The sequence below is a fragment of the Streptomyces sp. NPDC005803 genome (genome assembly GCF_040630435.1).
Lineage (GTDB): Bacteria > Actinomycetota > Actinomycetes > Streptomycetales > Streptomycetaceae > Streptomyces.
On sequence record NZ_JBEXXO010000006.1, the window covers coordinates 252320 to 267986 of the forward strand.

Below are 15667 nucleotides of genomic sequence, written 5' to 3' on the forward strand. Positions count from 1 at the left end.
TCACCATTATGGGAGATCTGCCACCGTGTCCGTACTTTCGTCGGCGCCCCTGCCCTTGGCGGTGAACCTGCTGGACGCCGGTTCCCTGCTCGGGGCGTTCGGCGCGCTCGGGATCGCCGTCGTGCTCTTCGCCGAGACGGGGCTGCTCGTGGGCTTCTTCCTTCCCGGTGACTCCCTGCTGTTCACGGCGGGCCTCCTGTGCGTCTCCGGCACGCACGGGCCGGTCGAGCTGTCGTTGCCGCAGGTGCTGACGGCCGCGGTGGCCGGAGCGCTGCTGGGCGCGCAGACGGGGTACTGGATCGGGCGGCGCGGAGGCCGGGCGCTTCTCGCCCGCAGCGGCGCCCGCCGGCTCCGCGAGGGCGCCGCGCGCGCCGAGGAGCTGCTCGCCAGGTACGGCCAGGGCCGTGCCATCGTGCTGGCCCGCTTCGTCCCCGTGGTGCGCACGGTGCTCAACCCCCTCGCCGGGGCGCTCGACGTCCCGGTGGGGCGGTTCACCCTGTGGCAGGCCGTCGGCGGTGCGGTCTGGACCGTCGGACTGGTCCTCGCCGGATACGCGCTGGGGTCCTCCGTGCCGAACGTGGACCGGTATCTGCTGCCGATCGTCGCCCTGGTGGTCGCGGTCTCCCTCATCCCGCTCGCCACCGAACTGATCCGCTCACGCGCCCGCGCCCGGCGCACCGCCGAAGGAGACACCCACTGATGCCGCTCGCCTCCGCCGCCTCCTCGATCGACGGCGGGTTCTACACCTGGGTCACCGAGCTGGCCCAGCGCTCCCCCGCCGCACTGGATGCGGTCGTCCGTGTCTGGACGGACTACGGGCTGGTCCTGTTCGCCGTGCTGATGCTCGCCTCCTGGTGGCGCTCGCGTTCCGCGGATGCCGCACGCACCGCCATGGCTCTGTGCACCCCGCTCGTCGTGGTGGCCGCGTATGTGGCCAACGACCTGGTCAAGTCGGTCTTCCACGAGCAACGGCCCTGCCGGACGCTGCACGTGGTGACGGTGGAGGCGTGTCCAGGGCTCGGCGACTGGTCGTTCCCCAGCAATCACGCCGCCATCGCGGCGGCAGCGGCGACGGCGCTCTGGCTGACCGACCGCAGGCTCGGCGCGGTCGCGTTCGCCGCCGCGCTGCTGATGGGCGCTTCCCGGGTCTGGGTCGGGGCGCATTACCCACACGATGTGCTGATCGGCCTGCTGACCGGCGCCCTTGTCGCCTGGCCGCTGACCGTGGCGGCCCGCCGCTGCGCCCCGGCGGTGGTGCGATTGCGCGACAGCCGGCTGCGCCCACTGGTGGCCGCGGGGTGACGGGGGGGGGACGCGCCGGGCCTCGGCCGCCTTCTTCCCAGGGAGCGCCTGGGCGCCCCCCGTCACGACCGGGGCGCCCGCCCCCGGCGTCGGCGCCCCGCCCGCCTGAAGCCGAGCCCGTGGCAGGGCGCGCCTGCAGCCGGGCCCGCGGGCGGTGCCGCTGCGGGTGCGGGTGCTGGGTGCGGCTGCGGCTGCGGCTGCGGCTGCGGCTGAAGTCTCAGTGCCGCTGGAGGCGGATGACGGCGAGGCCGCCGTCGAGGTCGACGGTGGAGCGATGCGGTGGGGCGCCGTCCTCCTCGTCGTCCCGCAGCAGCAGCGCGCTCCGGCGTTCCTTGAGTTCGCTCTGCTTTCCGGGCGAGAACGTCGCGTGCAGCTGCTCGAACCCGGTCGACGAGATCTGCCCCCGCCGGGCGCTGTTACGCCACGGCAGCAGCCCGGCCCGCCCCGCGCGCAGCATCAGTTGGTCGAGGAAGGCGGCGACGGTCAGCCCGATCACCAGTCCGGGCAGCGTCATGAGCACGAGAAATCCCATGCGGGCAGTCTCTCCGCCGCGGGGCGGCGTGCGCAACGGCCACGGGTGGGCGGTTCCTCCGCGGGGGAACCGCGTACGCCACCGGCCGTCTCCCCAGGGGAGCGGCGTGTGCCGAGGACCGTCTCCCCAGGGGAGCGCGTGCCCCGCGGGCCGTCTCCGCCGGCGAGCCGGTACGTGACAGCTGCCGTACGCCGACGCGGGCCGGGGCGCGCGCCTGGCGGGGGTGGCACGCCGGTGCGGGCCGACGCTCGGTGCGACGGCCCGCAGGGACGCGAGTGGCGGCTCGCCCGCTCAGCCGTGCGGAAGGATGACCGCGCGGCCGTTGATCTTGCCGTCGTGCAGCCGCTCGTAGGCCAGCGGCGCCTCGTCCAGCGAGAACGTCTCGACGTGGACCTCGACGGCGCCCGCGTGGGCCAGGTCGAGCACCTCGGCCAGCTCGGAACGCGATCCCCAGTACGGGGCGGTGACCGTCGTGTTGAACGGCAGGGAACCGAAGCCCACCGGCAGGGCTCCGCCGCCGATGCCGACGATCGTGACGTCGGAGTCGATGGCGGCCGCGGCACCGGCGGTGGCGACGGTGGGAGGCGCTCCGACGAAGTCGAGGACGACCTGGGCGCCGATGCCACCCGTCAGCTCACGGATCCGGGAAGCGGCGTGCTGGTCGGACAGGACGGTCTCGTGCGCCCCGACCGTACGGGCGAGGGCGAGCTTGTCCTCCGTGACGTCGAGGGCGATGACCCGGACGGCCGTCATGGCCCGCAGCAACTGGATGGCGACGTGGCCGAGTCCCCCGGTGCCGATGACGACGGCGGTCGCGCCGGGCACCAGCTTCGGCAGGGAGCGCTTGATGGCGTGGTACGGGGTGAGGCCGGCGTCGGTGAGCGGCACGGCCTGCACCGGGTCCAGGTCACCGAGGGGGACCAGATGGCGCGGGTCGTCGACGATCATGTACTCGGCCATGGCGCCGGGCGATCCCAGCCCGGGCGGGTTGATGCCGAGTTCCTGGGCGCGCAGGCAGTAGTTCTCCTTGCCCTCGGCGCACTTGACGCACGTACCGCAGCCCCAGGGACCGTAGACCGCGACGGACGCGCCGGTCGAGAGACCGGTGACGCCGTCACCCACGGCGGCGACGGTGCCGACGCCCTCATGGCCGAGGGTCAGCGGCAGCGGGTAGGGGAACTGTTCCGCGGGCCAGCTCATCACCGCGATGTCGGAGTGGCAGACGCCTGCCGCGGTGACCTTCAGCAGCACCTGCCCGGGGCCGGGTTCCGGGTCCGGCACGGTGACGACCTCGGGCGCGGCGCCGATCGTGCGGTATTGAACGGCTTTCATGGGTCCTCCTCGACCTCTCTTCTGCTCTATTACTCGCCCCCCGTCCCCCGTCCGCCACTCAGGAGGCGGAGTAGCCGCCGTCCACCAGGTGGTAGCTGCCGTGGATGAACGATGCGCGGTCGGAGAGCAGGAACGCGGTGAGCTCGGCCACTTCCTCCGACGTGCCGAGGCGTCCGGCCGGGTGCAGCGAGATCAGGTGGTCGCGTGCCGGGCCCTCGGTGTTGCGCAGCAGCGGGGTGTCGATGAAGCCGGGGCCCACCGCGTTGACGCGGACGTTCTGTGCGGCGTATTCGAGGGCCGCCGTCTTGGTGAGGCCGACGACGCCGTGCTTGGCGGCGACGTACGCGGGCGAGCCGGCGAAGCCGTTGGTGCCGAGGATCGACGACATGTTGACGATGGCGCCGCCGCCCGCCGCGACGATGGCCGGGAGCTCATAGCGCATCGAGTAGAAGACACCGCTCAGATTGGTGGCGACGACCCGGTTCCAGTCCTCGACGGCGTAGTCGCCGGTCGGGTTGCTGGGGCCGCCGATGCCGGCGTTGTTCACGGCGAGGTGCAGGGCGCCGAAGGTGTCGACGGCGAACCGCACGCCCGCTTCGACAGAGGCGGGGTCGGTGACGTCCATGGCCACCGCTGCGGCCTTCGCGCCGGCGCTCTCCAGGGCGGCGACGGCCTTGCGGGCGCTCTCCTCGTCGTAGTCGGCGACGACGACGGACGCGCCTCCGGCGGCGAGGCGGTGGGCGAGCGCGAGGCCGATGCCGGAGGCCCCTCCGGTGACGAGGGCGGTGCGGCCGGCGAATTCCTGGTCGGCGGGGGTGGGGGTGGTGCTCATGATGTTCCGTTTCCTTCCGTGGTGCTGTGTGACGCCGGTGGGGCGGGAGGCTGCGCGAGCAGTTCCCCCGCGAGGGCGTCGAATGCCTGCTCGACGAGTCGGGGCAACTCGTCGGGGCAGCCCCCGCGCACCCAGGCGGCCTGGGCGGCGAGGAGCGCGCCGGCTCCGGCGGCGACCGTGACGGCGGGACGGATGTCCCGGCGGGGGTCGGCTCCGAGCCGTTCGGCGACGATGGCGACCGAGTCCTGCTGGGCGTCCACCCGGATGTGGTGGAACGCCGCGTAGAGGGTCGGTTCCCGCTCGGCGAGGACCAGCAGCTCGTAGAGCCTCGGCCGGCGGTGCCACGCCTCCGCCTCGGGGTCCGCCAGCCAGTCGAGAACGGCCCGGCGGTAGGCGGTGAGCGGGGGTTCAGCGGCGGGCCTGGCCCGCAGCGCGTCGTTGATCCGGTCGCCGTCGCCCCGGAGCGAGTCCAGGACAGCGGCTTCCTTGCTCGTGAAGTACCGGCTGAACGTGCGCCGGTCGACGTCCGCGCGTTCCGCGATCTCCTCGACCGTCACATCCCGCAGACCCCGGTCGAGCACGAGCTCGAAGGCGGCCTGGGCCAGTGTGTCCCGGGTCCGGCGTGCCTTGCGGCTCCGCCTCTCCGGGGTCTTCCGTTCCCGGTTCATGCTTGTACCGTACACCCAGAAATGTCCCGACGCGACAGAAGTCTCGCCGGGACAGATGTGGTTGCGCTGCGGCGCCTGCGACGCGTGGTACGCCCGCGGTGCGCGGCACTAGCCTCCGCTGAGCGCCTCTGCGGCCCGCCTCGCGCCAGGGCCGGACGGCGCGGGCCGGCGGGGGCTGCCGGACGGCGTCCGTCGTACGGCGAGCACGGCGATGTCGTCGCGGCGCACCCCGCCGGAGAACTCCTCCAGGTCGTCCCGGAGCGCGGCGAGCAGCTCCCTGGCGGGCAGCTGCGCCCAGCGGCCCAGACGGGCGTCCAGGGGGTAGAAGGTCCCGGCGGCGTCACGCGCCTCGGTCACCCCGTCGGTGAACATCAGCAGCGTCGCACCGGTCGGGACGTCCAGCCATTCGGTGCCCCGCGCCTCGCTGCTGAGCTCCGCCATACCCAGCGGAACCGAGGTGCGGCGCAGCGGGACGGGGCGGGCCGCGTCGTCGTGCAGCAGCCGGGGCGGTAGATGGCCGCAGTTGACCGCCTCGACGCGCCCGTCGTCGTCGAAGCCGAGCACCAGTGCGGTGACGAAGCGCTCGACCTCGCCGGTCTGGGCGGAGAAGGCGTTGTGCCGGGCCACCGCGTCCTCCAGGGCGTCGACCACCCCGGTCAGGGAGGGCTCGCGGATGGCCGCCTCACGGAACGCGCCGAGGACGGCGAAGCCCGCCCCGATCGCGGCGAGCCCCTTGCCCTGGACGTCCCCGATGATCACCCGGGTGCCGTAGGGCGACGACACGACCTCGTAGATGTCACCGCCGACCAGACGGTCCTCCTCGATCGGCGCATAGGTGCCGTGGGCGACGAGCTGGTCGGTCACGATGGGCAGCGGGCGCAGGATCTGGCGCTGGAGCGCGACGGCGGCGGAACGCAGCCTGGCGATCTCGGTGGCGTGCCGGATGCGCAGCGCACAGGCGCCGACGCCGAGGAAGGAGGCGAGCACCGTGAAGACCACGCTGCTGGTGATGTCCCAGAACGTCCCACCGGTCACCAGGCGGGAGGTGACGGCCACCACCATGATCCATGAGGCCACACCCACGGTCTGCCGGATCGTCCCGAAGACCGAGACGAGGGCGGGTACGACGACCAGCAGCGGCACGATGCGCAGTTCGTCGCCCGACCACATGTCGAGGAGGACGATCACGGCGGTGAGCAGCAGCAGGCCGCCGAACAGCGGCCGGTTGCCGACCCTCGGCGCCCGGACGGCCGCCTCGCCCGCCTCCGCACCCGTGAGCGCCGCCCCACGCGTCGTCGACCAGTGCTGGCGCCCGATCGTCACGGCCGTCTCCTCCCGGGATCTGCCGGCCCGGCGCCGACGTCATGTCCCAGTGCACCCGAGTCGCGACGGGTGGCACACGAGGCTTACGGCCTCACCCACCGCGCCGAAGGTCCCGCGAACAGCGCCGCCAGGGTCCTTCGGCCCGCGGACCGCGGGCCGAAGGACGTGACCCGTACCTCCCCGCCGGGGTGGCGCCGGTCCCGGAGGTCAGCGGGTGGCGGCTTCGCGGATGTCACCCGGAGCGGCGCCGCTCACGCGTACCGGCGGGTTCTCCGGGACGAGCGCCGAGAGGAACGCCGTGCGGCGGCGCAGGACGAAGCCCAGTGACTCGTAGAGCCGGACGGCGTTGGTGTTGGAGGCCGCGGCGTGCAGGAAAGGAGTTTCGCCGCGCTCGCGGATCTCGTGGGCGACGGCCCGCACGAGTCCGCCGGCGAGCCCCTGCCCGCGCGCCGACTCGTCCGTGCAGACACCGCTGATCTCGCTCCAGCCGGGCGGGCGCATGCGTTCCCCGGCCATGGCGACGAGCACCCCGTCACGCCGTACACCGAGGTAGGTGCCGAGCTCGACGGTGCGGGGCTCGAAGGGGCCGGGCCGGGTCCGGGCGACCAGGGCCAGCATCTCCGGCACGTCGGCGGGGCCGAGCCGGACGGCCTCCGGGTGCGGGGCCGCCTCGACCTCCGCGTCCACGAGCTGCACACCCTCGGCGTGGAAGACGACTTCCCAGTCGTCCGGCGGCGGCTCCCGGAAGGCGGTGACGGTGACCATGCCGCCGGGGCCGGCGAGGGCGGCGACATCGGCCCAGTCGGCGGCTTCGGGCCTGTCCGGGAGGGCGACCCACGGGGTCACGGCCGGCGGGTAGCGCAGGATGCGGCCGCGACGCTCGGCGAAGTGGGCGTGCGGTCCCCTCAGCGCGGCGCCCACCGGGTCGTCGAGGGGGTGCACGTCGCCGGGGATCCGGAGCTCGCTCATGCGGTCACCTCGATCACGACCTTGCCGAGGGTGTGGCCGTCCTCCACCACGCGCAGCGCCTCGCCCGCCGCGGCGAGCGGGAAGGTCCGGGTGATGTGCGTGCGCAGGACACCGGCGACGGCGAGGTCCGCCACTTCACGGAGCACGGCGGCGGTACGGGCCCGCTCGACGGGCGCCCCGCCGAGCTCGGCCACGAGCTGCTTGCCGCCGGCGCTGATCAGCGTGGCGGGGTCGGCGAGCAGGGACGCCGCTGCGCGCAGGGTGTCGCCGCCGACCAGGTCGAAGACCGCGTCGACGCCGTCGGGTGCCGCCGCCCGTACCCGGTCGGCGAGTCCCGGGCCGGATTCGACGTACACCGCCCCGAGGGACTCGACGAACTCCTTCTTGGCCGCGCTCGCGACGCCGATGACATGAACGCCGGCATGCTGAGCGAGCTGTACCGCGGCGGTTCCGACCCCACCGCCTGCCCCCGTGACCAGCAGGGTGGTGCCCGGGGCGAGGCCGAGTTGGCGCAAGCCGTCGTACGCGGTGGCCGCCGCGACCGGCAGCGTCGCGGCGTCGCGGAACGAGAGCCCGGCCGGCTTGTGGGCGGTCACGGCCACGGGCAGCAGGGTGAGCTCGGCGTACCCGCCGGTCACCGGATTGCCGAACACCTCGTCCCCGGCCGTGAACCCCTCGACGCCCGGACCGGTCGCCTCGACGACCCCCGCGGCCTCGCTGCCGAAGACGGTGGGGAACTGCTGCGGCACACTGCCGCGCCGGGTGACTCCCGTACGCAGTTTCCAGTCCACCGGGTTGACCCCGGCCGCCCGGACGGAGACGAGCAGTTCACCGGGACCGGGCACCAGCGTGTCCTGGTCGACGAAGGCCTCCACCTCCGGCCCGCCGTTGCTGGTGAACACGTACGCCTTGGACATGGGTTCCCTCTCCGTTCATGGCACGGGCACCCGGTCGGACGCCGGCCGCCCCAGCAGCCAGAAGTCGGTTCGTCGCGCACGTATTCCCGGGCGGGTGCTTTCACGGGGCCGCGATGGAGGAGCACGGGCCGATCAGGCCCCGTGTCGGAGTCAGCCGGATGTCGGGCGCAGCACCAGCGTCACGAAGCCCCACGTCTCCCGGTAGACCCGCAGCCATTCGGCGCGGCGGGCAGCCGCGGTCTCCAGCGCCTCCGCGCTCCCGGGGTCGGCCGGGTTGTCCAGGGCCCAGGAGGCCAGCGAGCCCCAGCAGGACCACTCGTAGGCGTCGAGTTCGGCGCGTGAGCTGACGTGTCCGTGCACGGGTGTCCAGCCGTCGGCGGTGACCCGGTCCAGGGTGGTCGCCAGATCGGCGAAGTCGCCGAGCATCTCGACGGCCTCCGGCGAGGGCTCGCGCTCCCAGAAGCCGTCACCGATCAGGACGCGGCCGCCGGGGGCGAGGTGTTTGCGGGCGGCCGCGAGCGTCGGCAGCAGTCCGCCGAACACGTGGGCGGCCCCGACGCTGAGGACGAGGTCGAACGGGTCAGCGGACACGAAGGCGGCTCCGTCCTGCTGGTGCAGTTCGAGACGCTCGCGGACCCCGAGGCGGTCCGCCGCCTCGCCGGCCTGCCGCAGGGAGCCTTCGGAGATGTCGACGCCCTCGGCCCGCAGTCGGGGACGGCCGTTCAGGGCGCGCAGCAGCCATTCCCCTCCCCCGCAGCCCAGATCGAGCGCTCTCGCGTCCCCGGGAGGGACGGCGTGCTCCAGGAGCGTGCTCACCGAGTCGTCGTCGAGCGGCGCCTTGATGGGGTGGTTGATGTGGGCGAGGGCGGAGATCTGATCACGGTTCACCGACGCAGCCTGACAGCGGCACCGGCCGTACGCACCTTGTTTTCGGTGCTCCCCGGGCCGCCCGCGCCTGATGACGCGGGCAGTCGACCGGCGGGGCCGCCCCGGAGAACGCGCCCGCCAGGACGGGGGCCGGCCTGGTGACGTACGACGGGGGCGCGGTGTGCCTGGGCAGGGTCGCCGGGCCGTCCCCGGGGTACCGTCGATTTCGACTCAAGTGCCGCCGGATTCGCGTCGGCCGGCCCCCCTGACGTGCGTCACTGTGGCACTCTGGTGAGGACCGCCCCACCGGGCTCCCCCGTACCGGTGGGGCGGTTCTGTGTGCGGGCACACGCTCCGTCCCGAGGAGGCCGAGCAGTGCGTCGACTACCGGCCATTGACGCCCTGTCAACCGATCGGCTTCCGTTTGTGTGCATGGGGGCCTGTTTACCGGGCAGACGTCTACACCTCATGGCCTACCACCAGGGAGCGTGACGAGATGACGGCGCACACTGCGCGAACTGCCGGTGCGGAGCGAGCGGAGAGTGCACGGCCCGCGCCGGCCGGCACCGGGGCGGCCCTGGCGACCGTCACCCGGCAGGCGGAGCTCGCGGTCGGCGCGCCGGCTCCCGGGGATCTCGGCGAACTGCCCTGGATCGAGGACGCGGGCAAGGTCGCGCCCACCGACGCACGGGAACTCTCCCGGCTGTTCTTCGACCGGCTCCAGGTCCTGGAGGAGGGAACGCCCGCCCATCAGTACGCGCGGAACACCCTCATCGAGATGAACCTCTCCCTCGTCCGCTTCGCCGCAGGCCGGTTCAGGAACCGGGGCAGCGGCGACATGGAGGACATCGTCCAGGTCGGCACGATCGGGCTGATCAAGGCCATCGACCGGTTCGACCTGTCCCGCGAGGTCGAGTTCACCTCCTTCGCGGTCCCGTACATCACCGGGGAGATCAAGCGCTTCTTCCGCGACACCAGCTGGGCGGTCCACGTTCCGCGCCGGCTCCAGGAGTTGCGGGTCGACATCGCCAAGACGAAGGAGGCCCTGGCCGCCGAGCTGGACCGGGATCCGACCGTCGCGGAGCTCGCCGAGCACCTGGGACTGAGCGAGAGCGAGGTCACCGAGGGCATCGTGGCCGCCAACGGCTACACCGCGGGCTCCCTGGACATGCCCGCCGCCACGACCGACTCGGGACAGCACAGCACCTCGGGACGTACGTTCGCCGATGTGCTGGGCAGCCCGGATCCGGCCATGGAGACGGTCGAGAACCTGCACGCCCTGGCTCCGTTGCTGGAGGATCTGGACGAGCGTGAGCGTCGCATCATCGACATGCGGTTCGGCCAGGAGATGACCCAGTCGCAGATCGGTGCGGAGCTCGGCATCTCGCAGATGCACGTCTCCCGGCTGATCAGCCGGATCCTGCGCAGGCTCCGTGACGGGATGTTCGTCGAGGAGTGAGCGCGACGAAGGGGCTCCCGGCCGTGGCGGCCGGGAGCCCCTTCGTCATTTCCCGGTGCCAGTACATTACGGCCGGATGAAATCGGCGCGGACCCGGGGACCGGTCGGCCTCCGCCCCCGCCGTACCGCGCACTCCCCTGTGAGCAGCACGTCCGCGCAGGTCAACGGGCAGGAGAGCGGTGCCGCCAAGGGCGGCGTGTCCGGCCCTGCCTCGCTCCCGTCAGGCCCGTCGGCCGTGCGGGGACGTTGTTGACGCCCTCCCGGGCCGCTGGCACGCTTCGCCGCATGCCCGCGACTCCGGTTCTCTTCTCGCGGCGCCACGTCGATCTGGGACGCCTCGCGTCCGCCGCGTGTCGCCGCGGTCCACGCCGCGCCACCGCGCCGTCGGCCGGCTGATCCCCTCGGCGAAGGCGCGGTGACGATTCCCGCGCCCCGGTCTTGAGGCCCGTACGGGATGCGGCCCGGCCGCCGCCCGCCACGCTCCGTACCGAGAACCGCGGAGGAACCACCATGTCCCACGGCCACGGAGGGGTTCCCGACCGAAACGGGCCAGGTCGGCGTACCCGTGCGGGAGTTGCCGCCGGACCCCCCGGACCCCGGGCCACCGGCCCGCCCCCGCTGTCCCCGTTTCTCGTCTCCATCCCCTCGTCCCCCTGGAGTTGTCCATGAGGTCCGTTCCGCCGTCCGAGACCGCCTACGACGGGATGCGGCTGCGCCAGTGGTCGCGCGGCGCCGCGCGCTCCGCGGGGATCGAGCGCCGTGATCTGCTGCGGCTGGTCGCGGCGGCTTCGGCGGCCGCCCCGCTGGCCGGGCTCGCCGCTCCCGCGCACGCGGCGTCCGCGACGGCGACCGCGCCGGGGATCGTGAAGCCGCTGCCGCCCGAGGTGTTCACGGTGCGCGGTACCAACGCGGAGACGAACTTCGCCGCGTTGCGCGAGACCGGGCTGCTCACACCGGCCGAGCGCTTCTTCGTACGCAACCACACGGTCACCCCGCGGATCGAGGCTGCCGACTGGCGGCTGAAGGTGTGGGGCGACGGGCTGAGGGGCCCGGCGGTGGAGTTCACGTACGACGAGCTGCGCGCGTTGCCGGCGGTGACCCGCACCTCCTTCGTCGAGTGCGCGGGGAACGCCCGCAGTTACTACACGTCGCAGCAGAACCAGCAGGTCAGCGGGACCGCCTGGACCCTGGGGGCGATCGGGACGGCCCGCTGGCGCGGGGTACGGCTCGGTGAGGTGCTGCATCGCGCGGGGATCGCCCGGCACGCGGTCGACGTGCTGCCGCGCGGCCTGGACGACGAGGTGATCAGCGACGGGATCAACCTCGGGCATGTGCGCCGGCCGCTGCCGGTGGCGAAGGCGCTGGACGACGTACTCCTCGCGTACGAGATGAACGGCGAACCGCTGCCGCCCGACCACGGCCATCCGGTGCGGCTGATCGTGCCGTCCTGGGTCGGGATCGCGAACATCAAGTGGGTCGGCGACATCGAGGTGAGCGCGCGGCCGCTGGTCTCGCCGTGGAACACCGGTCTCTACCGGCTGTTCGGCCCCGGCTACCCGGCCGAGGGCAGTGCGCCGCTGACCCGGCAGACGCTGAAGAGCGCCTTCGAACTGGCGCCGGGTGCGGTGTTCCCCGCCCATCGGCGCCATGTGCTGACGGGACGCTCGTGGTCGGGCGGGGCCCCTGTGCGCACGGTCGAGGTCAGCACCGACGGGGGTGCGCGGTGGCGCCGGGCGCGGCTGCGTGACGAGGCGCGGCAAGGGAGCTGGGTGCGCTGGTCGGCCGACTGGGTGCCCGGGGACCGTGGGCCTGCCGTGCTGCTGGCACGGGCCACGGACCGGTCGGGCCGCACCCAGCCCGACGTCGCCGTGCACAACACGCAGGGCTATCTCTTCGACGCGGTGGTCCGGCACGAGGTGCGGGTGGTCTGACGAGGCGTCGTCGCCCGGCGTGGAGCCCGGGTTCAGCCGCCGTCATTCTCCGTGGGCAGGCCGGCGTAGTAGGTGGCGATCATGTCCTCACCTCCGTGCCCGTCCGCTTCGGCGCGTGCGAAGCGGGCGGCCGAGGCCTCGGTCAGGTCCAGCCGGACGCCGGAGTGCTCGGCGGCCTCGAGGATGAGACGGGTGTCCTTGAGGGCCGTGGACAGGGCGAAGCTCGGAGTGAGGTCGCCGGACAGGACCGCGGCCGCCTTGCCCTGGAGATAGGCGGTGTCGAGGGGCCCGCCCTTCATGACGTCGAGGAACGTCCGGGGGTCCACCCCGAGTCCTTCGGCGAGGTTCAGGCACTCCGCGACGCCGCCCACCATGTTGATCACCCAGGTGTTGACGACGAGCTTGAGCCGGGAGGCGGCGCCCGCCTCCTCCGCCACCCAGACGGTGCGCTGCCCGATCGCTTCGAGCACCGGTGCGGTCACCGCGCGGGCGGCGGACGGTCCGGAGACGAAGACGGTCAGCGCGCCCTGTTCCGCGGGCTGCCTGGTGCCCGAGACCGGGGCGTCGAGGTAGACGAGGCCGAGGTCGGCGGCGCGCTGGGCCAGGTCGGCGGTGGCCTCCGGCCCCACGGTGGAGCTCTGCAGGAGGATCTGGCCGCGGTGCAGCCCGTCGGAGGCGGCGGTGAGCGCGGCGGCGACGGCGGTGCTGTCGTTGAGCACGGTCAGGACGATGCCGGCGCCGCGCACGGCTTCGGCCGCGGTGTCCGCGACGGTGGCGCCGTCGGCGGCCAGCGGCGCCGCCTTGGCGTGCGTACGGTTCCAGACGCGGACGTCGAGACCGGCCCTGAGCAGGCTCCTGGCCATCCCCGAGCCCATGATTCCGGTGCCCAGCACGGCGACGGTCGGCCGCTGCGGGACTGCGTCGGCTGCTGAGGTCATGAGGGCTGTTCCCTTCGTCGGCCACGCGGAGGTCGGCGCGCGGCGCTTCGGATGTTCAGGATTGCCGCAGCGCGCCTTCGAGGACCGCAGCGTGGACGGCCCGGGCGAGTCGTGCTCCCCAGCGCGAGCGGGGCCCGGCGAACGGTTCACCGGCCCCGGTGTCCGGGGCGGGCGCGGCGACGCAGACGGAGTCGGTGGGGGTGCCGGAGCAGTCGAGTCCGGCATCCAGGAGCGCCTGCACCTTGGCCTCGGTGGCGGTGGCGACGGCGTTGACGAGGGCGGCGTCGGACAGGGCGGCGGGCAGCGTGACGACGATGTTGACCGTCCCCGGCCGCGGCGGGCCGCCGGCGCCTTCCCCGGGCGCCGCGGCCCAGCCGCGTACGCCAAGACCGCAGGTGGCGGTGGCGGTGACGCCCTCGTCGGCGGCGACCGCGTAGGCGGTGACGTCGGCGGCCGTCATCAGTCCGACGCCGGGGCCGGTGAGCCGTTCGGCGTCGGCGATCTCGGCGAGGTGCCGGTCGGGGTCCATGCGCGGATAACCGCCGGGCACCTGGGCGTTGAGGATCCAGTGGCGCGGGCCGATGCCGCCGCCGAGCACCGCACTGCTGCACACCCGCCACCCGGGCCCCAGCCGCCACACGAGGTGGTGCAGCTCCTGGCCGTCCTCACGCCGGGCCAGCAGTTCACCGCGCTGTTCGGGCAGCCGGATGCGTACGGAACGGATGGGTACCCCCCGTGGTGCGGCGGTCGGCGTGGGACTTGTCGATCATAGGCGCCCGGGCAGAACGCCTCCAGGGGCGCCCCGCCCGGGCTGCCGCGCGGTCAGGTGTCGTGACCGGGGCCTGCTCCCGGTCGACGGACATGTCGTCGTGGTGGACGGCGGCCACGACGGGGACCTCGTCGGCGGCGGGACGGGACGTGCGGGGCGCGGGCTCAGCCCCGAGGGCGGCGGTGCTCTCGGCCGCTCCGGCGCGTACCGGCGTCACAAGGGTGTCGGCGGTCCTCTCAGCCGCTCCGGCGCGTAGCGGCGTCACGAGGGTGTCGGCGGCCCGGTCCACCCCGTGCGAAGCGCCGATGGCGGTGAGGGAGGCGGGGACGCCGCCGCCCTGGAAGACGGGGCGGAGACGGCGGTCACGGCCTCGTCGTACGGAGACGGTGGCAGTCGGGTACCTCGCCCCCGGCGCGCCCGTCCCCGAGTGCGCGCCGGGGGCGCACCGGCCCCGTCGGCACGTTCCACCTCCCGCACCCGGGCCCGGCCCGTTCACTCGATTGGCCTAGTGGGGCCGAGAGCCTCGCACCGGCATCGCGCGGGGCCTGCACGCATTCGGGGTGGAATGCGGTACCGGGCTCAGGGGCCCAAGCGGTTGCAGCGTCCATCCGGGTGAGGCGCGATGGAATCCGGACGCGCCTCCCCCTGCTGGACCCACCCACAGGACGCGCCCGGGCGAGGAGGAATCGAACATGGGAGCCGCTGACGGTTTCACGGATTCCGGAGAGCTCGACGGCCTGACGGTGTACGACACCGAGGGCGAGAAGATCGGCAACGTGGGGCGGGTGTATGTCGACGACAGCACCGGCCGGCCGGACTGGATCACGGTCAAGACTGGCCTGTTCGGCATGAAGGAGAGTTTCGTGCCCCTCGCCGGAGCCCGCCGCGTGGGCTCCGACCTGCACATCTCACATCCGAAGGACCGGGTCAAGGAAGCCCCGCGGGTGGACGCGGACGCCCATCTGTCCGTCTCCGAGGAGGAAGAGCTCTACCGGCACTACGGCCTGACCCGGAACACCAAGTCCAATCTCGGCCGGCGGGCCGGGGCCGGCGGCACCGCGAGTGCCGACGCACCGACCACGACCGGCACGGGCACCATGGGTGCGGCCGGAGCGGGGACAGCGGCCGGCGCCGGGGACATGGGTGCCGCGGGCAAGGGCCGCACCACCGGAACGGACCGGACCACATCGGCCGGTACGACCGGCAGGGCGGGCGCGGCCGGTATGCCAGGCGCGGGCGCCGGAGCCTCGGGAACGGCCCGTCCGCTGGTCGGAGCCGGCGGGGGCGCCGAACGGGCCGCCGACCTGGGCGGCAAGGAGGAGATGGTCCGCTCCGAGGAACAGCTGCACATCGGGACCGAGGAGTACGAGAGCGGCAAGGCGCGCCTGCACAAGTACGTCGTCACCGAGAACGTCACCAGGACGGTGCCCGTCTCGCACGAAGAGGTAAGCGTGGTCCGTGAGCCGCTGCAGCCGGGCGAGAAGACGGCCGGCGGAGCCGGCATCCACGAGCAGGACGTGGAGGTCACCCTGCACGCCGAACGCGCCACGATGCGCAAGGAGACCGTGCCGGTCGAGCGGGTACGGATGGAAACGAAGAAGGTGACCGAGCAGAAGGAGGTCTCCGCCGAACTGCGCAAGGAGCAGATCGACTACGCGGACGGCACCACCAAGGGCGGCAGGGACATGGGCGGGAAGGACGCGGGCGGCGACTTCGGCCGGGGACGCCACCGCTGACCGCCGCAGACCGCACCGTACCGGCCGTACCGGACAGCACGTGAGGGGCGGACCCGCTCGCCGGGTCCGCCCCTCACGTGTCCGCGGCGACG

General features: G+C 73.5%; 16 protein-coding genes. 6 read left to right on the forward strand and 10 right to left on the reverse strand.

Annotated features, from left to right (window positions below; genetic code table 11):
- Window positions 1-25 precede the first annotated feature (25 nt).
- The gene (locus tag ABZ454_RS11710; RefSeq protein WP_356321907.1) at window positions 26-700 is read left to right on the forward strand and encodes a DedA family protein; all 675 of its coding nucleotides are present in this window, start codon (window positions 26-28) and stop codon (window positions 698-700) included.
- Entirely contained in the window at window positions 700-1302 is a 603-nt protein-coding gene (locus ABZ454_RS11715; protein WP_356321908.1) for a phosphatase PAP2 family protein, read from the forward strand. The genes ABZ454_RS11710 and ABZ454_RS11715 overlap by 1 nt, the downstream gene beginning before the upstream one ends.
- Window positions 1303-1519: 217 nt before the next feature.
- Here ABZ454_RS11715 and ABZ454_RS11720 read toward each other — a convergent pair whose 3' ends face one another.
- The 8 genes from ABZ454_RS11720 to ABZ454_RS11755 form a co-directional block, all read right to left on the reverse strand.
- A complete protein-coding gene (locus tag ABZ454_RS11720; RefSeq protein WP_359537419.1) occupies window positions 1520-1834 on the reverse strand; it encodes a DUF6191 domain-containing protein in 315 nt (104 codons plus the stop codon).
- Between the two features lie 291 nt (window positions 1835-2125).
- Window positions 2126-3166, reverse strand: a complete 1041-nt coding sequence (locus ABZ454_RS11725) for an NAD(P)-dependent alcohol dehydrogenase (protein WP_359537421.1) — start codon at window positions 3164-3166, stop codon at window positions 2126-2128.
- A gap of 58 nt (window positions 3167-3224) precedes the next feature.
- Window positions 3225-3998 carry an SDR family NAD(P)-dependent oxidoreductase gene (locus ABZ454_RS11730; RefSeq protein WP_356321911.1) on the reverse strand — a complete coding sequence of 258 codons (774 nt, stop codon included), beginning with the start codon at window positions 3996-3998 and terminating at the stop codon, window positions 3225-3227.
- Window positions 3995-4666 carry a TetR family transcriptional regulator gene (locus ABZ454_RS11735; protein WP_359537423.1) on the reverse strand — a complete coding sequence of 224 codons (672 nt, stop codon included), beginning with the start codon at window positions 4664-4666 and terminating at the stop codon, window positions 3995-3997. The genes ABZ454_RS11730 and ABZ454_RS11735 overlap by 4 nt, the downstream gene beginning before the upstream one ends.
- 108 nt (window positions 4667-4774) lie before the next feature.
- Window positions 4775-5989, reverse strand: a complete 1215-nt coding sequence (locus tag ABZ454_RS11740; protein WP_356321913.1) for a PP2C family protein-serine/threonine phosphatase — start codon at window positions 5987-5989, stop codon at window positions 4775-4777.
- Between the two features lie 207 nt (window positions 5990-6196).
- The gene (locus ABZ454_RS11745; RefSeq protein ID WP_356321914.1) at window positions 6197-6958 is read right to left on the reverse strand and encodes a GNAT family N-acetyltransferase; all 762 of its coding nucleotides are present in this window, start codon (window positions 6956-6958) and stop codon (window positions 6197-6199) included.
- A complete protein-coding gene (locus tag ABZ454_RS11750) occupies window positions 6955-7875 on the reverse strand; it encodes an NADP-dependent oxidoreductase (RefSeq protein ID WP_359537426.1) in 921 nt (306 codons plus the stop codon). Before ABZ454_RS11750 ends, ABZ454_RS11745 begins: the two co-directional genes overlap by 4 nt.
- Before the next feature lie 150 nt (window positions 7876-8025).
- Window positions 8026-8763 carry a class I SAM-dependent methyltransferase gene (locus ABZ454_RS11755; RefSeq protein WP_359537427.1) on the reverse strand — a complete coding sequence of 246 codons (738 nt, stop codon included), beginning with the start codon at window positions 8761-8763 and terminating at the stop codon, window positions 8026-8028.
- 475 nt (window positions 8764-9238) lie between these two features.
- On the opposite strand from ABZ454_RS11755, the gene ABZ454_RS11760 reads away from it, so the two are divergent.
- The 3 genes from ABZ454_RS11760 to ABZ454_RS11770 all read left to right on the forward strand — a co-directional run bounded on the left by ABZ454_RS11760 (window position 9239) and on the right by ABZ454_RS11770 (window position 12132).
- The gene (locus tag ABZ454_RS11760) at window positions 9239-10201 is read left to right on the forward strand and encodes an RNA polymerase sigma factor SigF (protein WP_359537429.1); all 963 of its coding nucleotides are present in this window, start codon (window positions 9239-9241) and stop codon (window positions 10199-10201) included.
- Between the two features lie 285 nt (window positions 10202-10486).
- Entirely contained in the window at window positions 10487-10597 is a 111-nt protein-coding gene (locus ABZ454_RS11765; protein WP_356321918.1) for a putative leader peptide, read from the forward strand.
- A gap of 269 nt (window positions 10598-10866) precedes the next feature.
- Entirely contained in the window at window positions 10867-12132 is a 1266-nt protein-coding gene (locus ABZ454_RS11770) for a sulfite oxidase (protein ID WP_359537430.1), read from the forward strand.
- Window positions 12133-12164: 32 nt separating this feature from the next.
- Here the strand turns inward: ABZ454_RS11770 and ABZ454_RS11775 are convergent, their stop codons facing one another.
- Both ABZ454_RS11775 and ABZ454_RS11780 read right to left on the reverse strand, forming a co-directional pair.
- Window positions 12165-13070, reverse strand: coding sequence for an NAD(P)-dependent oxidoreductase (locus tag ABZ454_RS11775; RefSeq protein WP_359537432.1), 906 nt, complete (start codon window positions 13068-13070; stop codon window positions 12165-12167).
- A gap of 55 nt (window positions 13071-13125) precedes the next feature.
- On the reverse strand, window positions 13126-13779 hold the full coding sequence (locus ABZ454_RS11780; protein ID WP_359537490.1) for an adenosylcobinamide amidohydrolase: 654 nt from the start codon (window positions 13777-13779) through the stop codon (window positions 13126-13128).
- A gap of 752 nt (window positions 13780-14531) precedes the next feature.
- Here ABZ454_RS11780 and ABZ454_RS11785 point away from each other — a divergent pair.
- The gene (locus tag ABZ454_RS11785; protein WP_359537434.1) at window positions 14532-15575 is read left to right on the forward strand and encodes a PRC and DUF2382 domain-containing protein; all 1044 of its coding nucleotides are present in this window, start codon (window positions 14532-14534) and stop codon (window positions 15573-15575) included.
- Window positions 15576-15667: the final 92 nt, after the last annotated feature.

Excerpts from the sequence above, each read along its gene's own strand:
- ABZ454_RS11715 (WP_356321908.1), top strand. The coding sequence starts at position 700 with ATGCCGCTCGCCTCCGCCGCCTCCTCGATCGACGGCGGGTTCTACACC.
- ABZ454_RS11720 (WP_359537419.1), bottom strand. The coding sequence starts at position 1,834 with ATGGGATTTCTCGTGCTCATGACGCTGCCCGGACTGGTGATCGGGCTG.
- ABZ454_RS11725 (WP_359537421.1), bottom strand. The coding sequence starts at position 3,166 with ATGAAAGCCGTTCAATACCGCACGATCGGCGCCGCGCCCGAGGTCGTC.
- ABZ454_RS11730 (WP_356321911.1), bottom strand. The coding sequence starts at position 3,998 with ATGAGCACCACCCCCACCCCCGCCGACCAGGAATTCGCCGGCCGCACC.
- ABZ454_RS11735 (WP_359537423.1), bottom strand. The coding sequence starts at position 4,666 with ATGAACCGGGAACGGAAGACCCCGGAGAGGCGGAGCCGCAAGGCACGC.
- ABZ454_RS11745 (WP_356321914.1), bottom strand. The coding sequence starts at position 6,958 with ATGAGCGAGCTCCGGATCCCCGGCGACGTGCACCCCCTCGACGACCCG.
- ABZ454_RS11750 (WP_359537426.1), bottom strand. The coding sequence starts at position 7,875 with ATGTCCAAGGCGTACGTGTTCACCAGCAACGGCGGGCCGGAGGTGGAG.
- ABZ454_RS11760 (WP_359537429.1), top strand. The coding sequence starts at position 9,239 with ATGACGGCGCACACTGCGCGAACTGCCGGTGCGGAGCGAGCGGAGAGT.
- ABZ454_RS11765 (WP_356321918.1), top strand. The coding sequence starts at position 10,487 with ATGCCCGCGACTCCGGTTCTCTTCTCGCGGCGCCACGTCGATCTGGGA.
- ABZ454_RS11770 (WP_359537430.1), top strand. The coding sequence starts at position 10,867 with ATGAGGTCCGTTCCGCCGTCCGAGACCGCCTACGACGGGATGCGGCTG.
- ABZ454_RS11775 (WP_359537432.1), bottom strand. The coding sequence starts at position 13,070 with ATGACCTCAGCAGCCGACGCAGTCCCGCAGCGGCCGACCGTCGCCGTG.
- ABZ454_RS11785 (WP_359537434.1), top strand. The coding sequence starts at position 14,532 with ATGGGAGCCGCTGACGGTTTCACGGATTCCGGAGAGCTCGACGGCCTG.